Annotated in this window: 17 protein-coding genes and 2 tRNA genes; 11 read left to right on the top strand and 8 right to left on the bottom strand. The window is 38.6% G+C overall.

Translation table 11 applies throughout. The features are described 5' to 3' along the window. The first annotated feature begins 64 nt into the window (after positions 1-64). Positions 65-1,765, top strand: a complete 1,701-nt coding sequence (locus tag BFS30_RS06205; protein ID WP_069382319.1) for a S41 family peptidase — start codon at positions 65-67, stop codon at positions 1,763-1,765. A gap of 3 nt (positions 1,766-1,768) precedes the next feature. Here the strand turns inward: BFS30_RS06205 and BFS30_RS06210 are convergent, their stop codons facing one another. Continuing rightward, complete coding sequence (locus BFS30_RS06210) at positions 1,769-2,098, bottom strand: 2Fe-2S iron-sulfur cluster-binding protein (protein ID WP_069378486.1); 330 nt, start codon at positions 2,096-2,098, stop codon at positions 1,769-1,771. A gap of 2 nt (positions 2,099-2,100) precedes the next feature. After that, the gene (locus BFS30_RS06215; RefSeq protein WP_069378487.1) at positions 2,101-3,111 is read right to left on the bottom strand and encodes an NAD(P)/FAD-dependent oxidoreductase; all 1,011 of its coding nucleotides are present in this window, start codon (positions 3,109-3,111) and stop codon (positions 2,101-2,103) included. A 129-nt stretch (positions 3,112-3,240) separates the two neighbouring features. Between BFS30_RS06215 and BFS30_RS06220 the strand changes: the two genes are divergently transcribed. From BFS30_RS06220 to BFS30_RS06230, 3 genes are all read left to right on the top strand, one after another. Continuing rightward, the gene (locus BFS30_RS06220) at positions 3,241-3,984 is read left to right on the top strand and encodes a UDP-2,3-diacylglucosamine diphosphatase (RefSeq protein ID WP_069378488.1); all 744 of its coding nucleotides are present in this window, start codon (positions 3,241-3,243) and stop codon (positions 3,982-3,984) included. Between the two features lie 127 nt (positions 3,985-4,111). Beyond that, a complete protein-coding gene (gene prfA, locus BFS30_RS06225; RefSeq protein WP_069378489.1) occupies positions 4,112-5,185 on the top strand; it encodes a peptide chain release factor 1 in 1,074 nt (357 codons plus the stop codon). Between the two features lie 77 nt (positions 5,186-5,262). Further along, a tRNA-Asp gene (locus BFS30_RS06230) sits at positions 5,263-5,336 on the top strand. A 65-nt stretch (positions 5,337-5,401) separates the two neighbouring features. Here the strand turns inward: BFS30_RS06230 and BFS30_RS06235 are convergent. Continuing rightward, positions 5,402-6,544, bottom strand: a complete 1,143-nt coding sequence (locus BFS30_RS06235) for a dipeptidase (RefSeq protein ID WP_069378490.1) — start codon at positions 6,542-6,544, stop codon at positions 5,402-5,404. 281 nt (positions 6,545-6,825) lie between these two features. Here BFS30_RS06235 and BFS30_RS06240 point away from each other — a divergent pair. From BFS30_RS06240 to BFS30_RS06255, 4 genes are all read left to right on the top strand, one after another. Beyond that, positions 6,826-6,899 (top strand) — tRNA-Asp (locus BFS30_RS06240). A 556-nt stretch (positions 6,900-7,455) separates the two neighbouring features. Further along, positions 7,456-7,755 carry a hypothetical protein gene (locus tag BFS30_RS06245; protein WP_069378491.1) on the top strand — a complete coding sequence of 100 codons (300 nt, stop codon included), beginning with the start codon at positions 7,456-7,458 and terminating at the stop codon, positions 7,753-7,755. A gap of 105 nt (positions 7,756-7,860) precedes the next feature. After that, entirely contained in the window at positions 7,861-8,601 is a 741-nt protein-coding gene (locus BFS30_RS06250) for a LytTR family DNA-binding domain-containing protein (protein ID WP_069378492.1), read from the top strand. Positions 8,602-8,703: 102 nt separating this feature from the next. After that, positions 8,704-10,224, top strand: coding sequence for an amidohydrolase family protein (locus BFS30_RS06255; RefSeq protein ID WP_069378493.1), 1,521 nt, complete (start codon positions 8,704-8,706; stop codon positions 10,222-10,224). Between the two features lie 383 nt (positions 10,225-10,607). Here the strand turns inward: BFS30_RS06255 and BFS30_RS06260 are convergent, their stop codons facing one another. The 4 genes from BFS30_RS06260 to BFS30_RS06275 all read right to left on the bottom strand — a co-directional run bounded on the left by BFS30_RS06260 (position 10,608) and on the right by BFS30_RS06275 (position 14,015). After that, positions 10,608-11,363: a hypothetical protein gene (locus tag BFS30_RS06260; protein ID WP_157262883.1), complete on the bottom strand. Its 756-nt coding sequence runs from the start codon at positions 11,361-11,363 to the stop codon at positions 10,608-10,610. A 143-nt stretch (positions 11,364-11,506) separates the two neighbouring features. Beyond that, positions 11,507-11,896 (bottom strand): hypothetical protein, encoded by a 390-nt coding sequence (locus BFS30_RS06265; RefSeq protein ID WP_069378495.1) that lies wholly within the window; start codon positions 11,894-11,896, stop codon positions 11,507-11,509. 14 nt (positions 11,897-11,910) lie between these two features. After that, a complete protein-coding gene (locus BFS30_RS06270) occupies positions 11,911-12,633 on the bottom strand; it encodes a hypothetical protein (RefSeq protein ID WP_069378496.1) in 723 nt (240 codons plus the stop codon). Between the two features lie 1,034 nt (positions 12,634-13,667). Continuing rightward, positions 13,668-14,015: a hypothetical protein gene (locus BFS30_RS06275; RefSeq protein ID WP_069382320.1), complete on the bottom strand. Its 348-nt coding sequence runs from the start codon at positions 14,013-14,015 to the stop codon at positions 13,668-13,670. 101 nt (positions 14,016-14,116) lie between these two features. Here BFS30_RS06275 and BFS30_RS06280 point away from each other — a divergent pair, with 101 nt between their 5' ends. After that, on the top strand, positions 14,117-14,653 hold the full coding sequence (locus tag BFS30_RS06280; RefSeq protein WP_069378497.1) for an ExbD/TolR family protein: 537 nt from the start codon (positions 14,117-14,119) through the stop codon (positions 14,651-14,653). Between the two features lie 63 nt (positions 14,654-14,716). On the opposite strand, the gene metK is transcribed toward BFS30_RS06280, so the two are convergent. Continuing rightward, positions 14,717-15,967, bottom strand: coding sequence for a methionine adenosyltransferase (metK, locus tag BFS30_RS06285; protein WP_069378498.1), 1,251 nt, complete (start codon positions 15,965-15,967; stop codon positions 14,717-14,719). Between the two features lie 230 nt (positions 15,968-16,197). Here metK and BFS30_RS06290 point away from each other — a divergent pair, with 230 nt between their 5' ends. Further along, positions 16,198-17,088: a diacylglycerol/lipid kinase family protein gene (locus tag BFS30_RS06290; RefSeq protein WP_069378499.1), complete on the top strand. Its 891-nt coding sequence runs from the start codon at positions 16,198-16,200 to the stop codon at positions 17,086-17,088. After that, entirely contained in the window at positions 17,078-17,431 is a 354-nt protein-coding gene (locus BFS30_RS06295) for a translation initiation factor (RefSeq protein WP_069378500.1), read from the top strand. Before BFS30_RS06290 ends, BFS30_RS06295 begins: the two co-directional genes overlap by 11 nt. The last annotated feature ends 14 nt before the right edge of the window (positions 17,432-17,445 follow it).

Raw genomic sequence — 17,445 nt, forward strand, 5'->3', positions numbered from 1 at the left:
ATCTTTTTTAGCCTATTGAGTTACAAGGCTTTTTTGTAAATTTACCTTTCAACAGATGGGTAAAATGAAAAACTACAGACTTGCCGCAGCATTCTTCCTTATTGCTTTTGCTTCTTTAAGCTGGTCTTTTAAGGAAGACTTGTTCCAGGTTTCCAAGAATCTGGATATTTTCGCTTCTTTATATAAGGAGATTAATATCAATTATGTAGAGGAGACTAATCCATCGGAGCTGATGCACAACAGCATTGATGCGATGTTGGGAAACCTTGACCCTTACACAGAATACATTCCGGAGTCTGAGATTGAAGACTATAAATTAAAGTATGTCAGTACGCAATATGGAGGTATTGGGGCAACGACGCTTTTTATTGAAGGGAAATTATTTGTCAATGAGGTATCCGAAGGTTATCCTGCTGATAAGCAGGACCTGAAGCCGGGCGATCAGGTCGTTAAGATCAACAATGTGGAAGTCAAAGGAAAGGAACGTGCACAGGTGAGCCAACTGTTGAGGGGGCCGCGTGGTTCTACTGTGGAATTGTTATTGATCAGAAATGGTGCTGTGATCACTAAAAGCATTACCAGAGATGAGATCAAGCAGCCTAATGTACCTTATTCCGGGATGATGGATGATCAGATCGGTTATATTCGTCTGGATAAATTTCTGGAAAATGCAGCTCAGGAGGTGAAAGACGCCGCATTGAATTTAAGCAAACAACAGCCAAAAGGGCTGATTATTGATTTAAGGTATAATGGGGGAGGAATTTTACAGGAAGCTGTAAAAATTGTGAACCTCTTTGTAAATAAAGATATCCTGGTGGTAACTCAGAAAGGACGAAATCCTCAAAAGACCATTGCCTATAAAACGTTGAGTGATCCTATTCTTCCGCAGATACCCCTGGTTATCCTGGTAGGTGGTTCTTCTGCCTCTGCGTCAGAAATTGTAGCTGGAGCATTACAAGACCTGGACAGGGCAATTATTGTGGGGCAGCGCAGTTATGGAAAAGGACTCGTACAGCAAACCTTCAACCTGCCCTATAACAGTCTGGTGAAGGTTACTGTGGCAAAATACTTTACCCCTTCAGGAAGATGCATCCAGGCGCTGGATTATGCCCATAAAGATGCGAATGGAAAGACGCCTAAAGTTGCTGATTCTGTGATGACCAGGTTCAGTACCCGTGCAGGCAGAAGTGTATACGATGGAAACGGGGTCTTCCCCGATGTGGTGGTCGAGGCTTCTAAGCTGAGCCCGATTACGATATCGTTATTGAATAAGAGCTTGTTTTTTGATTATGCCAATAGTTATAAAAAGAACAATAAAACCATAGCCCCTGCGGCAGGTTTTCAGATTTCAGACAGTGACTATGCGGCTTTTGTAAGCTCGCTGGAAGGAAAAGACTATTCTTATACTTCCCGTACCGAACACTTGTTATCTGATTTACGTACAGAGGCCGAAAGAGAAAATAAACTTCCTGCAGTAAAGGCTGATCTGGAGGACCTTAAAGCCAAAATGCTGGGCGCAAAGAAGACAGACCTGACTACTTTTAAGTCGGAGATTAAAAAGGTGCTGGAAACTCAGATTGTGAGCCGTTATTATTATGAAAAAGGGAAGGTGATTCAGGCATTTCAATACGATAAAGAATTGAGTGCTGCCAAGGCAGTTTTAAACAATTCCGGCAAGATGCTGGCCATATTGAAAGGGGAGGGCGAATATAAAACTATAGGCAGCCCAATCAAGACAATTGCGGCTGCACCTATAGAAAATTAAGTATTAGTCTGTGCCGTGAAGTTTAACAACAAGGCCGTCCATTTCGTGGTTTAACTGTAGCTGACAAGCTAATCTGGAGTTTGGAAGTAAATCAGGCAAGGTATCAAGCATGGCATATTCGTCATCGCTCATCTCTTTTAATTTATCTTCTCCTTCCAGAACATCTACACAGCAGGTTGCGCAAAGGGCCATTCCACCACAAGTGGCAAGAATGTCGTACTCGCAAGCTTTTAGGTATTCCATTAGGCTGAGGCCCATATCCACAGGTGCCTCAAGTGTAGTTCTGCTACCATCCGGATTCTGTACGTGCAGGGTAATGTTATTTTCTTCCATGCTTAAAATTCTGATACTCCGTTAACGGTGGTGTATTTCATGGTATATTTCACTCCAGGGTTCATATATTGATAAGCACTATGACTCATCAAAGCTGCTTCATGGAAACCGCAAAGGATTAATTTTAGTTTATTTGTGTAAGTATTGATATCGCCAATTGCATAAATACCCGGGATATTTGTAGAGTAATCATCCGTATTTACTTCAATTGCACTTTTGTTGATGTTCAGGTTCCATTGTTCAATCGGGCCTAATTTAGGACTTAAACCAAACAGAGGGATTAAATGGTCTGCAGCAACATTGGTTTTCTCCAGGCTGCGGTTGTGTACCAGTTCTACATTTTCCAGTTTTCCGTTTCCGGTAACTGAGCTCAGGTTGCTGTTTAATACCAGGTTGATTTTTCCGCTTTCTGCTAAAGCCATTACTTTATTTACCGAGTCAGGAGCCCCACGGAAGCTTTCGCTACGGTGAACCAATGTTAACTCTTCCACGATATCCGCTAAGAAGATGGTCCAGTCTAAAGCCGAGTCACCACCACCTGCAATCACCATTTTTTGTCCGCGGTATTGTTCCGGATCAAGGATCATATAGTTGACTCCTCTTCCGTTTTCAAATTGTTCTAATCCTGCTACTGCTGGCTTACGAGGCTCGAAACAGCCCAATCCACCTGCAATAACCACTACTTTTGATTCTATGATTGTACCCATATTGGTCGTTAACACAAAATCGCCTTCGCCACGTTTCTCTAAACCTTCAATTCTTTCTCCTAAAGTGAAGCCCGGGTGGAAAGGTTTTCCCTGTTCCATCAGGTTGTCTATGAGTTCCTGAGCCAATACTGTTGGATAGCCAGGGATGTCATAAATAGGTTTCTTGGGATATATTTCAGACAATTGACCACCTACCTGAGGTAAGTAATCGATCAGATGACAACGCATTTTAAGTAGTCCTGCTTCAAAAATTGCAAATAAACCAACGGGTCCGGCGCCAATAATGGCTATATCAGTAGAAATCATGTGTTTAAATTTTTGGCGAATTTACAAACTTTTGTTTTAATAACAGCGGTAGTTTAGATAAATTCTAGATAATTGATAGGACTTCTGACAAAACTCGGATAATTTTTTTACTTATCTTTGTTCATACCGATGACAAAAAACATATATTTTGCTTCTGATTTCCATCTGGGCTCTCCCAGTCATCCTGAAAGCAGAAAGCGTGAAGATCGCATCATTCGCTGGTTGAATGCTATTGAGAGCAGTTGTGCTGAACTTTTTTTGATGGGTGATATCTTTGATTTCTGGTTTGAATACCGGGAAGTTGTACCTAAAGGATTTGTCCGGTTACAAGGAAAGCTGGCGATGATGAGTGATGCCGGAATTAAAATTTATTTTTTCAAGGGCAACCATGATATGTGGGTGAATGATTATTTCACCAAGGAGATGGGGATTGAAATCATTAGCGATGAATTGGTGATAGAAAGGGCAGGTAAGCGTTTTTATCTTCATCATGGAGATGGGCTTGGTCCCGGAGATCAGAAATATAAAGTGTTGAGAAAGATTTTCCGGAATCCGGTTTGTCAGTGGTTATTTTCTATTATTCCTCCGAGAATAGGTTTGGGAATTGCCAATTGGTGGTCGGGTAGCAGCAGGCTGGCCAATAGTAATGAAGAGGTTTTTAATGGCATTGAAAATGAATGGCTGGCAATATATGCGAAAGCGCAATTGCAGAAGCAGCACTTCGACTACTTCATTTTCGGACATCGGCACCTGCCTCTGGATCTTCAGCTGACGGATAAAAGCAGGTATGTAAACATTGGGGAATGGATCAATTTTAATTCTTATGCGGTATTTGACGGCAAAGATTTAACACTGAACTATTTCGAAAAATAAATTTTTAGTGTCATTAACTGAAAAAGCCGTATTTTTGCTGCCCAAATAAATCAATTGCCAGGATATACCTCCGCAGGACGGATTTTAATTGAAGAGGCAACAAGTTTTAATTTTCTGAAAAAAGAATATGTTAGAGAAATTAGAAGCAATTAAGCTGCGCTGGGAAGATGTAGAAGAGCAGTTGAGTAATCCTGATACGATGCAGGATATGAAGCGTTTTGCGGCTTTAAATAAAGAGTATAAAGATTTAGGCAAGATTGTAGATGAATACAAAATCTACAAGAATGTGATGAGCAATATCGAAGCAAATAAGGAAATCCTTTCTACAGAGAAGGATGCCGAAATGCGCGAAATGGCAAAAGAAGAACTTGATCTGCTGTTGAAGCAACAGGAAGAAATGGAGGAGAAAGTACGTTTGATGCTGATTCCTGTTGATCCTGAGGACGCTAAAAATGCAGTTTTTGAGATCAGAGGTGGTACAGGTGGTGATGAAGCCGCATTATTTGCTGGTGATTTATACCGGATGTACAGCCGTTTCTTTGAGCAAAAAGGCTGGAAGGTAGAAACTGTAGATGTGACTGAAGGTACTGCCGGCGGTTACAAAGAGGTGATCCTGAAGGTGAGCGGAGAAGATGTTTACGGACAATTGAAATATGAATCGGGTGTTCACCGTGTGCAACGTGTACCGGATACAGAGACCCAGGGGCGTGTGCATACTTCAGCTGCTTCGGTAGCGGTATTACCGGAAGCGGAAGAGATTGACCTTTACATCAATCCTGCTGATATCGACTTGCAGACTTCCCGTTCAGGTGGAGCCGGTGGTCAGAATGTGAACAAGGTAGAGACTAAAGTACAGCTGACACACAGACCTTCAGGTATTGTAGTGGTATGTCAGCAGGAACGTTCGCAGTTAGGAAACAGGGTAATCGCGATGGAGATGTTGCGTAGTAAATTATATGATATCGAGTTGCAGAAGAAAAATGGAGACATTGCTGCAAGACGTAAAACGATGGTTTCTACCGGTGACCGTTCAGCTAAGATCAGAACTTATAATTATCCGCAGGGCAGGGTAACAGATCACCGTATCGGATTGACACTTTATAACCTGAGTGGAGTGATGGACGGTGGTGTTCAGGAGCTGATTGATGCGTTACAGTTTGCAGAAAACGCAGAAAAAATGAAAGAAGGCTCTGTAGTTTAAGGACTTATGATTATTTTAAAAAATAGTTTGCGAATATAAATAAAGGCTCTATATTTGCAATCCCGAAAGGGAACAACGGACCGGTAGTTCAGCTGGTTAGAATGCCGCCCTGTCACGGCGGAGGTCGCGGGTTCGAGTCCCGTCCGGTCCGCAAAAGCCTTAACTTAAATAGTTAAGGCTTTTTTTATATACATTATTGCCAGCCTGGTGCTTCCCTTATTTACTTACATTTTCTGCAAAGATTCTTAGGAAATTCCCTCCGAATATTTTTCCTATGGCCTCCTCTTTATAGCCCAATTTGCGTAACTCGACGGCTATCTTGGGATAGTCAGTTACAGAATCCAGGCCAATAGGATAAGATTCAGACCCGTCAAAATCAGAGCCGATGCCTACATGATCGATTCCTGCTATTTTCACCATATGGTCAATATGCTGGATCAGCATGCTCAGTGGCGGGCGCATTTTGTCGGATTCTGCTTTATACAATTCATTTAGCTTCATTGGTGCATAAGGACCATAAAGCTTATTGAGCGAATCCAGGTCTTTTGCGTGATTAATAAGGAAGAGCTGTTCTTTAGCGTCATAATCCGGATCAATGAACCCACTATAAAAATTAACAAACGCTACACCCCCATTTTTTGCCAATGCTTTGAGTTGTTCATCTTTGAGATTACGTCGATGGGGGTTAAGGCTATAAGCAGAGCTATGAGAAGCGATAACCGGCTTGCTGGTTGTGGCCAATACATCATTAAATGTAGCTTCACCAACATGTGAAATATCGACCATCACGCCCAGAGTATTCATCCGGCGAACGATCTGCCTGCCTTTATCATTTAAGCCCGGGTGTTTCAACTTTCCGGTAGCTTCATCACGTGCTGAGGTGGCCCATGGAGTGCTGTTGTTCCAGGTCAAAGTTAAATATCGCATACCGCGTTTAGCCAAACTATCGAGGTAATCCATGCGGTCTTCAATCATATGGCCGCCTTCAATACCTATCATAGCAGCGAAGCGACCTTGTTTATAGGCTTGTTTTAACTCGGCTGCGCTATTTACCAATACCATTTTTTTAGGATTGCGTTTAATGAGCGCATATAAGGAGTCTATTTCTTCATTAGCCCGGGCAAAAGCCTGTCCGTCGCCGAGGGTTTCATCACACCAGATAGAAAATACCTGCGCATCTAGGCCACCTTTGGCAGCTCTTATCAGATCGAAATTACCTATACTCTGTAGTTTGCCCAGGTCGGCTTTAGTGAAAAGTTGTGAAGAGAGTACGTCATTATGGGTATCAACAAGGAGATGCTTTTGCGCCTGCGTTTTAAGCACTACAAGCAGGAGTAATGAAAATAGGAGTGATTTCATATCGTTATGTTTTACCGGGGGTTATTGGCTTTAGAAATGATGATTTATCGAATATACAGAATTGGGACTGTTTTATGGAAAGGTGATGAGCCCATTCCAGTGTTAATTGTGTAAAGGAAACGTTTTATTTTTTTTGGATTAAAAAATAGTGGCTCAGCTTCAATGGATTAGAGCCGAAATTTCAAATCTGTGAATTTTTAAGATGGTTTTTAATTAAATAACGTATATTTGCAATCCCGAAAGCAACCAAGCATACTTTATGTTAAGTAGCAGCAGGGTTTGGACCGGTAGTTCAGCTGGTTAGAATGCCGCCCTGTCACGGCGGAGGTCGCGGGTTCGAGTCCCGTCCGGTCCGCAAAAAGCGAAAATTTATTCAAATTGAATAGATTTTCGCTTTTCTGTTTTATATCTGTGTATACTGATCATAATCTGTTAAGTTCTGGTTGAAATGTTTCGGATTTAAATCGCGGATGAGGATACTATCCTGTGCTTTACCAATAAAGGAAAGAGATGTTAAACACAGAATAAATGCAATTAGATCTCTTTTCGTAATTCGTGTTTTATGGTTAGTAATATGGTTTTTTACGGTAAATGATTTGGCACCGAATAAAACGGATGACTAAATAAGGGAGAATATATTAATAAGTATAACAATACAGGTTTTTAATTCAGCAATATACTTATCGAGCTATGTCCATCTCCGTACGGTTTTTTTTAAACGCCATCAATATTAGCGTTGCTACAGCATCAGAACAAAGAAGTGTTTTCACTGGTAGTACGTGTATAGCATTTTAATAAAGCATCCCCTTTCTGGATTATAAATATTGATATAAAATGAATTATATTAGTACTGTGCTCATTCTGCATTTTTAGTAAAGCCTTTTTTGTTTTAATCTTATCTACAGGATATTATGAAAACACTACGCTCTTCTCTCGTCAAGATACTTCTGGTTCTACTTCTAGGTCAATATCCCTTGCCCGGCATGGGACAGGGAAGCTTTAGGCCACGTCCTTTACCGCATGCACGTGTAAGGGAGATAGAACGGATTAAAAAAGAATCCCATTCGACCTCAGCAAAGCAAAGAGAAGCAGAACGAATAGAAGCAGAACGAATAGAACGGGAGCATAAAATCAAAAAGGAAACGGCTCTTAAGGGAGAATCTTTGAGAAGAAAAAACCCTGTAATAAAATCAGTAGATACTAAACAATAATTTTATATTTTTAATCCATCTTCTGACATTATTTTTGACTTCGTTCTTAGTGGTCAATTTATCAGGAATCGGGAGGCAGTTTAACTGGAATGTACAATTTATTAAATGGGAAAATTAAACCCTTTGATCAGGCATCATTTACTTGTTGGGACTTTCATCAGTATTTGGCTTTTTATTTTTGCTTTTTTTATAAGGCCATTTGATGATGGAACAATAAGCTTTAAAACGTGGTCTATTATCAGTGTTGGGTTTAGCCTAATTGCATTTTTATGCTATGGGTTACTTGCTATAATTCAAAAAAGCATTTATCAAAAGCTCTCAAAATGGAATATTGGTCTTGAAATCATTAGCCTTGTCTTTTTTCAATTGCTTTTTTCTGCAGGTACCTATTACTTTTACAAAAGTCCGATCCTAAATGGGGGATATAATCTTATTAATTTTTTGACGATAATAATCCTTAGATCAGCTTTGATATCAACTCCGATATTAGTTTTGGCAAGGATATATATGGTTAAATTAATTCCGCCCAAAGACGATAACATCATTATTAGAGGAGAAAACAAATTGGATATTTTAAAAATAAAGATAAGTGACCTGGTCTGCGTTTCTAATGCACAGAATTATGTAGAGATTTTCTTTATGGATGCGAACCAGATAAAAACAAAATTAATCCGCAGCACGCTAAAAAAAATTCAGAATGATTTTGACTTTTTAATTCAGATCCATCGTTCTCATTTGATAAACCCATCACATTTTAAGAGCTGGAAAAATCAAGATACCATTTCTCTAACCCAGATTGAACTTCCCGTTTCCAAAAATTATAAAGAACACTTGCTGTCCTTATAATTTTCGTACCTAAAACCACATACTCCATACCTAATCTCCCGTTTTACGCTATATAGCGATGAATTTGCATTTATTTGCCTCTTAAATAAAAACAGATAATCTATGAGAAAACTATGGTTTAAGAGAGTTCTATATGCAGCTGTAATATTATCAGTCCTTTTTATTGGTATTTTTATATGGGCAAACAATGAATTAAATAAAGTCCTGGGCAAATCCACCAAAGTCATCAATATATCTTCGATTGTAAAGCCGTCTGGAACAATTCAGATAAAAAACACCAATGTACTCTCGGAAGACTGCAGCTATTTTATAAAAAATCAAGATGTAATTATAAGAGATGGCGTAATCATACAATTAGGCCAAAATCAACTATTGGATAGCACAGCAACAATAATTGATGGCACAAACAGATACCTGATTCCAGGGCTCGTAGACAGCCATGTTCATTTAAAAGAAAGCAGGAATGATTTATTTTTATATTTAGCTAATGGTATCACTTATATCAGAGAAATGGCCGGAAGGCCTATCGCCCTGGATTGGAGAAAGTCAATAGAAAAAAACGGTGTTGGCCCAAGAATGTTTATTGCCTCACCACCCATATTTAGCGAGAGTGGATTCACAGGTTATTATTACAGTTGGACAAGGCAATCCATCAATTATTCGACTAAAACTGATGCAGAAAAAGGAATAAAAAAGATTAAGGAAAAAGGCTATGATGCAGTTAAGATGTATGGTTTTGTAAATCCCGAAATGTTTAAAACCACAATAGGAATTGCTAAAGAAAACCAAATCCCTGTTATTGGTCATATCCCTTTAGTTAATTTAGAAACTTTTTATCGATCAGGTCAAAAAGAAGTTGCCCATATTGAGGAAATAACGGTAAAAACTATTGATGAATTTGGAAAACCAATATCCAAAAACCAAAAAGAATATCTCAAATTTTTAGAAGTACGTTCAGACCAGATTGCAAAAAAACTAAAAGAGAATAATATCAGTGTCACTTCAACTGTCTGGTTATGTGAAAGTTTTTTAGATCAGAGATTTAACTTAAAGTCTAAGCTTAAAGAAATAGAACTGAAATATGTTAATCCAAAAGTTATTGAAGGAACTCCACTTTACAAATTGGGCTGGCTTCCCGGTAAAAATGGATATGAGTATGATGGGAAAGAAAATCCTGACGCAAGAAAATTATCGTTGCGTTACTGGCAAACTTATGCTTCAGCTATTCACATGATGACCAAAGCACTGGTTGATAATAAGGTAACAATTATGGCTGGAACCGATGCGAATGTAGCCACTGTTGTCCCTGGTTTTTCTCTTCATAACGAATTAGAATCCTTATCTAAATCCGGAATGACAAATTCACAGACACTCTATTCAGCAACCGTTGCCCCGGGTAATTGGATGAAAAGTAATACCGGGAAAATAAAAACTGGATATCGTTCAGATTTGGTGCTCCTTACAAAAAATCCATTGAAGGACATTAAAAACACAAAGAGTATAGAGTATGTTTTTTTCGAAAAATATATGATTAGTAAGATCCAAATCAAAACTATATTGAAAGCTATAGCAGATGCAAACAATGAAAACAGAAATATAAAGATTGACGAATACTTACAATGAGCCATCTCTCGTAGTTAGGCATTCAGTTGTCTTCCCGATACATATTTTGTGTTGGAGTGTTTGGTGAAAGGTGTTCGATAAAATCCCGTCCGCTATTCTTTTGAGTAAAAAACTCATTTTCGGTCCCTTACTTTTCCCTTTTTTTACCTGAGAAATTTTTAAGAGTGATTTAGGTATTTGCTTTAATTATCTCTGTTTCAATGCTTTGTTTTATTTTTTTGATCATTTAATAATAATAAAAGAGGGGCTATGGGTTCGATTGTAGGTCCGCTCAGCCCGCAAATTTTAAATCAAAACATTGAAAAGCCTGCATCATACGATAGCAGGCTTTTTTGTATAGGAGTTTTTTTGGGGCAATATGGGTGCATGTTTTACTTTGCTGTTTACGGAATTGATGCTTCAGCTTTTTCAGTCCATCGATATTTATTGGCATATTTCTGATCGTCTTTTACCGTTTTATACTTAATGTTTTCTCTGTTAGCTACCAGGTAATATTGAATTAAATCGTGATATTGTTCATTGGAATAAAAAACGAGTGTATTGTTTTTATCCCAAGTCCCATACAGGATATAATCAGAGCTATTATCTGCTATGAAATAATTTCCATATTTCGGGATTCCTCCTCCTTTAAGGATTACAGAAATATGGATGAAGCCTGGAGTATCTTTTACATACCTATATGCAACTAATTCATGTTTTCTATCGGGAGAGGTTTCCCGATGTTCAATTTGTAAATGATAATCGGATCCGGTATAATCTAAAGGGGAAACCTTTACAGAGATATTATTTATCTTTGTATCTGTAATTTTTATTCTCTCCCCTGATCTTAGGAAAGGTATTATATCCACTTTTGCGGATATAGTTTTGTTATCAATCCACTTTGTATAAATAAGGGTGTTCGGAAGAGAGGATGATCGTAAATCCTTCGTGGTATCAACTGTTTTTAACACCGCAGTTCCTGCCTGACCGGATCCAAAGGCGCCTTGGTCAATGCTGTAATTAATTAAAATCATAGAACTATCGGGGGAAAGCTCTCTGTAATTCTCGATAAAATCCTGATCAACCATAAATATACTTTCGTTTCTGTCATATAGGGTACAGGAAGGAAAACATATTAGTATTATGTAGGTAGTTTTCAAGTTTAGGAATAAACATCCTCGACTATACTTCATATTCCAATGATAAGAATTGCTTGATACATGACGGTTTGCTCCATTCAAAATATGATGTTTTTCGCCGAGCAGGGGGCAAAATCATACGCATATTTACAAGCATCATATCTTTATAAGCTATATCCATAACCCTGGGCTTCCGTTTTAAACCATTCATACAAGACAATCATTGCCACGATGAATATACCGATAAAAACATACAGCCATTTTTTATCTCTTGGGGACTGAGGATTTATATCAGAAGGACGGATCAATGCATAGTACAATCCAAATATCAATAATACCGGACCAAGCATCATCGCTTTCATAGAATAAGAAATTGATGTCGCGTGTTCGGCCATTTGCTGTAGCTTTTGATAAATGAAAAAATAGCTACAAACAAAACCTCCTGCGATGAAGAGCAAGCCCAGTAATACCGGCGATACTTTTTTCTTTGGTGTTCTTGAACTATGATTTACGAATTCATAATCTGAATTGGGATCGTTTTCGGGGATTTGCATAAGGTATATTTAAATTAATTTTTACTCAGAACCTGGTCAGCTCTGTCGATTCCTTTAAAGAAAATGTGAATGGTTTCTTCGCCTATAATCATGAAATCCTGGGTTTTCTTGAAAAAAGAATAACTCAGAGGTATCTTTTCACCATCAAAAGCATTGGCTTCTTTGGTGTTGAGCTGATCCCAATCGCCATAGGTGGTTACTCCTTTCTTTAATTTCTCTACAAAGAGCGTGTCAGTGGAAATGTTAATATAACGGAAATACGTATAGTTGTATGTCGGTGAGGGGCCATTTTCATAAATGGCTACCCGATATAGGTCGCCTGGTTGAGGGGCAGCTATATATTCGGAAAGGAGGGCTTTGTTTTCAGTTTGCTTTTGGTTGGTCCTTTGGGCAAGAAGGTAAACAGTGCCGGCAACAATAGCTAAAAAAGCAGCCAATAAAAGCGGGTTGATCAGAAGGCCTTTCCATAGGCTTAAGGGTGTCTTTATCTCTTTTTTCCTTTGATAATACCGTTGTTCAAGTTCATCGGTCCAATTGGTAGTGGGTATTTTCTGCTGACAATTGATACATTGAGCGATCCCATACTTATTCTCTGGCCACATAGGCATCAGAAACCAGGCATATTTTTGAAATATGGCCAATTCTACTCCACCGTTTGACCGGCATAAAGGACAGGTTAGGTCGGGGCAGGAGCTGACCTGATATTTTAGGGTTCTGATCTGGTAAATAAAAAACATTTAACTATTGATGTGGGGGGCATTGAATATAATAAACAAACTTACTCAATATTATCATTTTTAGTAATAGATGTAAATAGAATACAAAAAAGTATCTTGTAGCGTAGTATTCTTCGTTGTTTGCATATCCTTTCTTTTTACTGCCCCGGTTTTTTTGCTTTATATTGGATGTGGTAAAAGAGTAACATTTAAAAAATGCCTTTTTATAGGCCTTTTTAGCTTATGCAAACGTTTGTGTAAATTTAATGATGCGGTTCCTTAATGGGGGTAAAGCAGAAAACGTTCCTGGATTTTAGAATAAGAACAGCTCTTAATGTAAATGCTTGTTTCCTGAAAAAATGATTTATTTGTCTTTTTTACAGCATGTTATGGCTGTGTTAGGTTTTTTATAAAATGTGCAACGATGCATGCCTGGATATATTGTATTGGAACTTAGGGCGAAATTTACCCCGATGAACGAGATCCGTCTTCTGTTTTTTTCTGGAATTCCTGCTTTGAATGTATTGTTTAAATAATTGTTAAATACAGTAAACTTTTTGGCGCTGTTTTATGATTTCTGTTTTTACTTAATTAATGGATATGCTGATTTTAGAAATATCAAACGTTTGCGCTGCGTATTGAAAATAATACAAAATTTAAATCACTTAAATTAGATATAAATAAATTGAATCTGTTTCATTGTTGACCGACCAACAGAATAATTAATTCTGCAACAGTGAGATAGAACCAAACAACCAAATAAAGACCAGGGGTAGCAATGCCTTAAGTTACAACGAGACCCAACAACCTAAACAACCAACAAATGAACATTGCCTATTGGCAAGATCACCCTATCCTTGCCCCGGCTATTTTGAAGCCTGTGCAATAAAAATAAAATCGTGCTTATTATTAAAACTTGAATGATATGGAATTGTATGAATGGGTAATTTTAGTTTTAACTATTGTAGATGGCATGATCGTTCTGGGGATCAGCGGAACGGATAAAAACAGTTAGAACAAAAAAAGGACTGCATAAGCAGTCCTTTTTTATCCGGTTAAGTAAAGAGTTCCTGAAGATCCCGATCTGCGGTAGGGATTTTCTTTAAGAAATCATCAAAACCCGCTCCTTCCTGTGAGCTGTACATGCCATATGCATCTAATATATATCCGATTTGCCCGTCTTTATCCTCTAATAAATAAAGGATAGAATTGTCTCCTGGATCAGACGCCCCTTCAAAACGATATGTTTTTATAATGGATAAATCCTCAGGGTTGTAAATTTTATTGACGCCAACACCTTGCATTTTACCATGATCTGTCATCTTGATTTCGTTGTCCAGGCCTTTAAGCCTTAATTTTTCTAAAATCTGGCTAAGCGTATTCATTTCTACTGGCTGTTCCATAATGATTGATGTTTTATACTTAATTAAACAACGGCATTGAAAAAAGGTTTTTTGTTTATGCAATACTGTCCGGTTTGTCATCATGATTGAAACTTAGAACTATGGCAACCTTAAACGTTCCTCAAAATGGCCAGGCCATGAAGGGAAAATCCAGAACCAGAAAATCCGCACCTTCAGTAGACCTGACTGCAATGGTGGACCTGGCTTTTCTTTTGATCACCTTTTTTATGCTGACTACTTCGTTATCTAAATCTCAGGCGATGGAGATTGCCAAACCGGTGACTGAAGTTCCCGGTCAGCCTTATCCGGCCTCACGCACGCTCACTTTAGTCCTTGGGAAAGGCGATCAGATCATGTGGTATAAGGGGGAGCCAGGAAAGTCGGAGCCGTATAAGACCACTTTTTCTGCAATTCATAAAGTATTGAATCAAAATAGACAAGGAATCGCCCAAACGCATGGAAATGATCCTTCCAAGTTTATGATCGTGATCATTAAGCCAACTGAGAAATCTACCTATAAAAATTTTGTAGATGCTTTAGATGAAATGAAAATTTCGGATGTGAAGTCTTACCTGATTGATGATGGTGGCTTATTGGATAACGAGGAGCTCTTAATGAAGAATTTTGGATTGTTATAAATATTAAAAAAGGCGTACCTAAGTTCCAGGTACGCCTTTTTTGAGTGTTAAAATCTCTTATTCTTATAATGAAAAAGCAGCTTTTACTTTATCTACGAAATCAAGTTTTTCCCAGGTGAATAATTCAACTGTTACTGTCTTTTCTTCTCCGTTTGGAGTTCTGAAAGTTTTGGTAACTGTTTCTGGTTTACGGCCCATGTGTCCATAAGCAGCAGTTTCACTGTAAATCGGGTTTCTTAATTTTAGACGTTGCTCAATAAAGTAAGGACGCATATCAAATAAACCTTCTACAATTTTAGCGATCTCGCCGTCTGTTTTGTTTACTTTTCCTGTTCCGTAAGTATTGATGTAGATTCCCATAGGTTTTGCAACACCGATTGCATAACTCACCTGAACAAGGATTTCTTCAGCAACACCTGCAGCTACCAGGTTTTTAGCAATATGACGGGTAGCATAAGCGGCACTTCTATCTACTTTACTAGGATCTTTTCCGGAGAATGCACCACCACCATGAGCACCTTTACCGCCATAGGTATCCACAATGATTTTACGGCCTGTTAATCCGGTATCTCCGTGTGGTCCACCGATTACAAACTTACCGGTAGGGTTGATATGGTACTCAATCGCATCATTAAATAAATGTGCGTACTGAGGGTATTTAGCTATAATTCTTGGAATCAGGATCGTTACAAGATCGTTTTTGATTTTTGCAAGCATCGTAGATTCTTCATCAAAATCATCGTGTTGGGTAGAAATTACAATGGCATCAATACGAACAGGCTTATTGTTGTCATCGTATTCCAAAGTCACTTGTGATTTGGCATCCGGACGTAAATAAGTGATTTCGTTATTTTCGCGTCTTAAAGCGGCCAGTTCCTGTAATAATTTATGAGAAAGGTCAAGGGCTAAAGGCATATAGTCTTCAGTTTCGTTGGTTGCATAACCAAACATCATTCCCTGATCACCCGCACCTTGTTCTTCTTTGCTACTTCTGTCAACACCTTGGTTAATGTCTTGTGATTGCTCATGTATGGCGGAAAGAATTCCGCAAGAGTTGGCCTCAAACATGTACTCACTTTTAGTATAACCAATTTTTTTGATTACATCACGTGCAATCTGTTGCACATCAAGATAAGTTTTTGATTTTACTTCACCTGCTAAAATAACCTGACCGGTAGTAACAAGGGTTTCACACGCAACTTTTGACTCTGCGTCAAAAGCAAGAAAATTATCAATTAATGCGTCGGAGATTTGATCTGCGATTTTATCTGGGTGACCTTCTGAAACAGATTCTGATGTAAATAAATATGACATCTTAAATAATTAATTTTGTGATAAACAATTATATAAAATGGCCGCTGATCCTGCAAAACAGGGAGTAAAATGAAGTGAAAATAGGTTAGCACTTTTTTTTACGTGGTTGCAATCCCGCTATTTTTGATGATAGCATCGCAAATCAGTCCACTTTAATGTTGCAAAATTACTATATATATTCAAATAGTCAAAAAATATCAATTATTTTGTACCGTATTTAAACCAGCGTTTTGTCAAAATCGAATATTTTATTTATTATCAATCCCATCTCGGGAGGAAAGGATAAGCTGAAAATCCCGGCACTGATCGATGCAAATTTGGACCGTTCCAAGTTTAATGCGAATTATAGCTTTACGGAGTATATTGGCCATGCCTCAGAGATTGCTGAGGAAGCAGCGAATAAAAATTTCGACATTATTGTTGCCGTGGGCGGGGATGGAACGATCAATGAGATCGGGACGAAGGTGATGCAGCAAAATAAGATCCTGGGAATTCTTCCATTTGGTTCGGGGAACGGATTGTCCCGGTTCCTGAAAATTCCGATGAATACCGCCAAGGCCATTAAAGTGATCAATGACTGTAACGTCCGGGTAATTGATACGGCGAGATTTAATGACAAGTGCTTTTTTAATATGGCGGGGATGGGATTTGATGCACACATCAGTTCTGTTTTTGCCGGTAATAAGTCCCGTGGGCTTTCGGGATACCTGAAACTCGGGTTCCAGGAAATGCTCAATTATAAGCCACAGGTTTACCATATATATATAGACGGTAAGGAGTATATCCGAAAAGCATTTGTGGTGAGTGTGGCCAATTCTTCGCAATATGGAAATAATGCCCATATTGCTCCAAATGCATCTATTACAGATGGCTTATTAGATGTTTGTATTATCAAAGAATTTCCGATATACAAAATTCCGGTACTGGCTTATCATATGCTAAATGCCTCTGCGGACCAATCTGATATGGTAGAGATCATCCAGGGAAAAGAGATCCGGATCAATCGAATGTCTAACGATGCCATACATATTGACGGGGAGCCTTTTTTTATGGGTAAAGAAATAGAGGTCTCCATTGCTCCGTTATCATTAAATATCATTACACCTGATTATGAAAGCTAAAAAGAAAATATTGAATGATTTTGGAGGGATTATGTTTTCTACAGACCCTTCTTTTATATATGAGTCTGATGCCGAAGAATCCAATGAACCAATTCCTAACCAACAGCAGGACCTGCGGGTAACGCTGGACCGGAAAAACCGTGGTGGTAAAGGGGTTACTCTGGTGACCGGTTTTATCGGCAGTACTGATGCGCTGGAGACGCTGGCTAAAATGTTAAAGTCTAAATGTGGAGTAGGAGGGGCGGCAAAAGATGGAGAGATACTGATTCAGGGAGACTTTAGAGATAAGGTGCTACTTCTTCTTCAGAAAGAGGGATATAAAGTCAAAAAATCCGGAGGGTAATTAGTCCCTTTAAT

The sequence above is a fragment of the Pedobacter steynii genome (assembly GCF_001721645.1).
GTDB lineage: Bacteria > Bacteroidota > Bacteroidia > Sphingobacteriales > Sphingobacteriaceae > Pedobacter > Pedobacter steynii_A.

Excerpts from the sequence above, each read along its gene's own strand:
- BFS30_RS06265 (WP_069378495.1), bottom strand. The coding sequence starts at position 11,896 with ATGCAAATCCCCGAAAACGATCCCAATTCAGATTATGAATTCGTAAAT.
- BFS30_RS06215 (WP_069378487.1), bottom strand. The coding sequence starts at position 3,111 with ATGATTTCTACTGATATAGCCATTATTGGCGCCGGACCCGTTGGTTTA.
- prfA (WP_069378489.1), top strand. The coding sequence starts at position 4,112 with ATGTTAGAGAAATTAGAAGCAATTAAGCTGCGCTGGGAAGATGTAGAA.
- BFS30_RS06210 (WP_069378486.1), bottom strand. The coding sequence starts at position 2,098 with ATGGAAGAAAATAACATTACCCTGCACGTACAGAATCCGGATGGTAGC.
- BFS30_RS06275 (WP_069382320.1), bottom strand. The coding sequence starts at position 14,015 with ATGGAACAGCCAGTAGAAATGAATACGCTTAGCCAGATTTTAGAAAAA.
- BFS30_RS06255 (WP_069378493.1), top strand. The coding sequence starts at position 8,704 with ATGAGAAAACTATGGTTTAAGAGAGTTCTATATGCAGCTGTAATATTA.
- BFS30_RS06295 (WP_069378500.1), top strand. The coding sequence starts at position 17,078 with ATGAAAGCTAAAAAGAAAATATTGAATGATTTTGGAGGGATTATGTTT.
- metK (WP_069378498.1), bottom strand. The coding sequence starts at position 15,967 with ATGTCATATTTATTTACATCAGAATCTGTTTCAGAAGGTCACCCAGAT.
- BFS30_RS06280 (WP_069378497.1), top strand. The coding sequence starts at position 14,117 with ATGGCAACCTTAAACGTTCCTCAAAATGGCCAGGCCATGAAGGGAAAA.
- BFS30_RS06235 (WP_069378490.1), bottom strand. The coding sequence starts at position 6,544 with ATGAAATCACTCCTATTTTCATTACTCCTGCTTGTAGTGCTTAAAACG.
- BFS30_RS06270 (WP_069378496.1), bottom strand. The coding sequence starts at position 12,633 with ATGTTTTTTATTTACCAGATCAGAACCCTAAAATATCAGGTCAGCTCC.
- BFS30_RS06245 (WP_069378491.1), top strand. The coding sequence starts at position 7,456 with ATGAAAACACTACGCTCTTCTCTCGTCAAGATACTTCTGGTTCTACTT.
- BFS30_RS06220 (WP_069378488.1), top strand. The coding sequence starts at position 3,241 with ATGACAAAAAACATATATTTTGCTTCTGATTTCCATCTGGGCTCTCCC.
- BFS30_RS06205 (WP_069382319.1), top strand. The coding sequence starts at position 65 with ATGAAAAACTACAGACTTGCCGCAGCATTCTTCCTTATTGCTTTTGCT.
- BFS30_RS06250 (WP_069378492.1), top strand. The coding sequence starts at position 7,861 with ATGGGAAAATTAAACCCTTTGATCAGGCATCATTTACTTGTTGGGACT.